2 protein-coding genes and 1 pseudogene are annotated in these 3,547 nt (G+C 75.7%); 2 read left to right on the top strand and 1 reads right to left on the bottom strand.

The annotated features are described in order from the left end of the window. Positions 1-27 precede the first annotated feature (27 nt). Together DQW06_RS09535 and DQW06_RS09530 are read left to right on the top strand one after the other, a co-directional pair. Positions 28-882 (top strand): ABC transporter ATP-binding protein, encoded by an 855-nt coding sequence (locus tag DQW06_RS09535; RefSeq protein ID WP_013152714.1) that lies wholly within the window; start codon positions 28-30, stop codon positions 880-882. Then, entirely contained in the window at positions 879-2,405 is a 1,527-nt protein-coding gene (locus tag DQW06_RS09530) for a hypothetical protein (protein ID WP_117198309.1), read from the top strand. Before DQW06_RS09535 ends, DQW06_RS09530 begins: the two co-directional genes overlap by 4 nt. Positions 2,406-2,520: 115 nt before the next feature. Here DQW06_RS09530 and DQW06_RS09525 read toward each other — a convergent pair. Further along, positions 2,521-3,547 (bottom strand): annotated as a pseudogene (locus DQW06_RS09525) (antibiotic ABC transporter); the annotation flags it as partial.

Raw genomic sequence — 3,547 nt, 5'->3', positions numbered from 1 at the left:
TCCCACCACCGATCCTGAGGACCCCCCATGACCGACCAGGTCATCACCGTCGAGGACCTCCTGGTCCGCTACCCGAACGCCGACCGGCCCGCGGTCGCGGGGATGAGCTTCTCCGTGGCCCGCGGCGAGGTCTTCGGCTTCCTCGGCCCCAGCGGCGCCGGGAAGTCCACCACCCAGAGGGTGCTCACCCGGCTGCTGCGCCGTTACGAGGGCGAGGTGCGCGTCCTCGGCCGTCCCCTGCGCGACCGGGGCGCGGACTACTTCGAGCGCGTGGGTGTGGGCTTCGAGCTCCCGGCCGGGTTCGGCAAGCTCACCGCCCGCGAGAACCTCGCCGCCTTCGCCTCCCTCTACCGCGGACCCGTCGAGGACCCCGGCGAACTCCTGGCCCGGGTGGACCTGGCGGACGCGGCCGACCGCAGGGTCGACGACCTGTCCAAGGGCATGCGCATGCGGCTCAACCTGGCCCGGGCGCTGGTCAACAGACCCGAACTCCTCTTCCTGGACGAGCCCACCTCGGGCCAGGACCCGGTGCGCTCCGCCCTGCTGCGGGAGGTCGTCCGGGAGGCGGCGGACCGGGGGTGCACGGTCTTCCTCACCACGCACGACATGGCCACCGCCGACCTGCTGTGCGACCGGGTCGCCTTCGTGGCCGGGGGACGGATCGTCGCCGTGGACACACCGCGCGGCTTCAAGCTCCGCCACGGCCGTCCCGGACTCGTGGTCCGGGTCCGGGGGCAGGCCCCCCGGGAGATGCCGATGGAGGCCCTGACCGGGGACGCCGAACTCCTGGAGCTGCTGAGGCGGGGCGAGGTGGAGACGCTGCACACCCGTGAGGCCTCGCTGGACGAGGTCTTCGCGACGGTCACCCGGGAGAGGCTGTGAACCGCCTGCTCGCGGCTACCGCACTGGAGTCGCGGGTCGGGCTGCGCTACGGCGTCGTACCCGTGGCCGCCGCCCTCGGCACCGTGTGGACCCTGGTCCTGCTCGCGGTCCCCGCCGAGGCGGCCGGGACGGTGGCGTCCTACCTGCTCTTCCTCGACACGGCGGGCTTCGGCGCGCTCTTCGCCGCGGCCCTGCTGCTCTTCGAACGCACCGAGGGAACGCGTTCGGCGCTGACGGTGACCCCGCTGCGCGCGGGGGAGGGGGTGGCGGCCCGGCTCGCGGTGCTCACCGCGCTGACGCTGCTCATCGCCGTGCCGATGCTCGCGGCGGCGCTGCGGGGCCGGTTCGCCGACCTCGCGCAGGCCCTGCCGCCGGTCCTGGGCGGGGTGGCGCTCACCTGTCTGCTGCTGCTCACCGTGTGCCTGGCGGTGGGCGCCCGCTCCCGGGACCTGTCGGGCTTCCTCCTGGCGGCCCCGCTCACCGTCGCGCCGCTGGTCCTGGTCCCCCTCGTACACGTCAGCGGAATCCTGGAGCACCCGCTCCTGTACGCGGTGCCGACCACCGCGGGCGCCGACCTCATCCGCCTGGGGGCCGCGCCCGGCTCCCCCGACGCGTCCCCAGCGGCCCTGGTCGCGGGCACCGTCTACGCCGTGGCGTGGGCGGCGACCGGGGTGGTCGCCGCCTCCCGCGCGGTCGGGCGCGGAGCGGCTCCCGCTCCCCGGAGGCACGCGAACGGCAGGGGCGCGGGCGGGCCCGCCCGGCCGGTCAGCGGGCGCGGCGGCCTCCCGGTGATCGTGCGCTTCGCCCGCGTCGACCTCTTCGGCACCGGGCGCGACCCCCTGCTGCCGCTCATGCTCGGCGCCCCGGTCCTGCTGGCGCTGGTCATCCGCTTCGCCTTCCCGGCGGCCTCGGAGTTCGTCCTCGGCTCCTACGGGTTCGACCTCGCGCCGCACACCCCCGTGGTCCTGGCGGCGCTGGTCCTGCTGCACGTGCCCATGATGTTCGGGGTGGTCGGCGGCCTGCGCGCCGTCGAGGACTCCGACGAGAACGTCCTGCTGGTGCTGCGCGCCTCGCCGGTGTCCGTGCCCGCCTACCTCGGCTACCGGACGGTCCTGGTCACCGTCCTGTCCCTGGCCGGGCTCGCCGCGGCCCTGCCCCTGAGCGGGCTCATGACCTCAGGGTGGACCGCGCCGGTCGCGGTCGCCCTCGTGCTCGCTGCTCTCCAGGCGCCGCTGCTGACGGCGTCGATGACCGCGCTGTCCGCCAACAAGGTGGAGGCCCTGGTCGTGGTCAAGGGGATCGGCGCGCTCCTGGCCCTGACCCCCGTGGCGGCCTGGGTCCTACCCGCGCCCTGGAACCTCCTGCTGCTGCCGCTCCCGCCGTCCTGGCCCGCCCTGGCCCTGCCCGGTTACGACGCCGGACCGCTGGGGCCCTGGCTGTGCCTGGCGGGCGGGGTCCTGGTCTCGGCCGCCGCGCTGGCGCTCCTGCTGCGGCGCACCGTGCGGCGGATCGAGGGCGCGTAGGCCGACGCGCGGGGGAGGCGTCCCCGGCCCCGCGGTGAGGCCGCGGACCGGGGCCACCGGGACCTCCCGTGGCGCAGGGAAGCCCCGGAGGCGGACGAGCGGTCACCCGTGGCGTTCAGGCGGGCAGGTCGCGGCGGCGCAGCGCCCACAGCCCGACGGCCGTGAGCACCGCGGCCAGTGCCGCCAGCAGCGGGTAGGAGGCCCAGGTCCCCCGGTAGTACGGGTTGACGTGGGCGAAGGGCGAGACCAGCGTGAACACCGCGTCCGGCACCAGGTTCACCTTGACGGCGATCTCGGTCAGTATCCCGAGGGCCAGGAACCCCCAGCCCACCGCCGCGCACGCGCGCGGAACCGTCCCGTAGGCCAGGAGGGTGACGGCCACGACCACCCACACCGCCGGGGCCAGGGACAACGTCAGCGCGGTGAAGCGCCCGACGTCGAACCAGACCCGCTCACCGCCCAGACCCGCGCCCAGGCCCACCGCGACGCCCAGGGCGGCCAGCAGGACCACGGGGGCGGTGAAGGCCGTCGCGGCGTGCGCCAGAGCCCAGGCCGTCCGTCCGGTCGGCCCCGCGAGCAGCAGCTCCCCCGTTCCCGCGTTCTCCTCGGCGCGCACGCACAGGGCCGTGAGCACGGCGTGGGCCGCCACGGGGAACACGAAGGCGAAGACGACGTAGACGAAGAAGGTGTCGGCGGGCTCCACACCGAGTTCGGCGGCCATCGCGCGCACCCACGGCATGTCGGCGTACTCGGCCATGGCCTGCGCACCGGTGCGGCCCATCGCCAGTCCCATGACCGCGAGGGCGGCCGCCCACACCAGCACGGAGCCGCGGTGCAGCCGCCACACCAGGGCGGGCACCGACCGCAGCCACCGGGCAGCCCGCACGGGACCGCCCCGCCGGGAGAACAGGGCGAAGCCCAGGTCGCGCCGTTCCGCCAGGGCGAAAGCGGCCCCGACGGTCAGCGCGATCCAGGCCAGGACCGGGAGCAGGGCCCACCACCGCTCGTCGGCGAAGGGGCGCACGTTCTCCAGCCACCCGTTGGGCACCGCCCACGTCAGCCACAGGGCGCCCCCGCCCGCCGCGGCGCCCGTGCCGCGCACCATGTGCATGACGTAGAACGCGCCCAGGGCCAGCCCCGCC

Origin of the sequence: Nocardiopsis sp. TNDT3 (assembly GCF_003427465.1) — a bacterium.
GTDB classification, from domain to species: Bacteria; Actinomycetota; Actinomycetes; order Streptosporangiales; family Streptosporangiaceae; genus Nocardiopsis; species Nocardiopsis dassonvillei.
This window is presented reverse-complemented; position numbering and strand designations above follow the sequence as displayed.

Coding starts and splice junctions, on each gene's coding strand:
- DQW06_RS09535 (WP_013152714.1), top strand. CDS start 28: ATGACCGACCAGGTCATCACCGTCGAGGACCTCCTGGTCCGCTACCCG.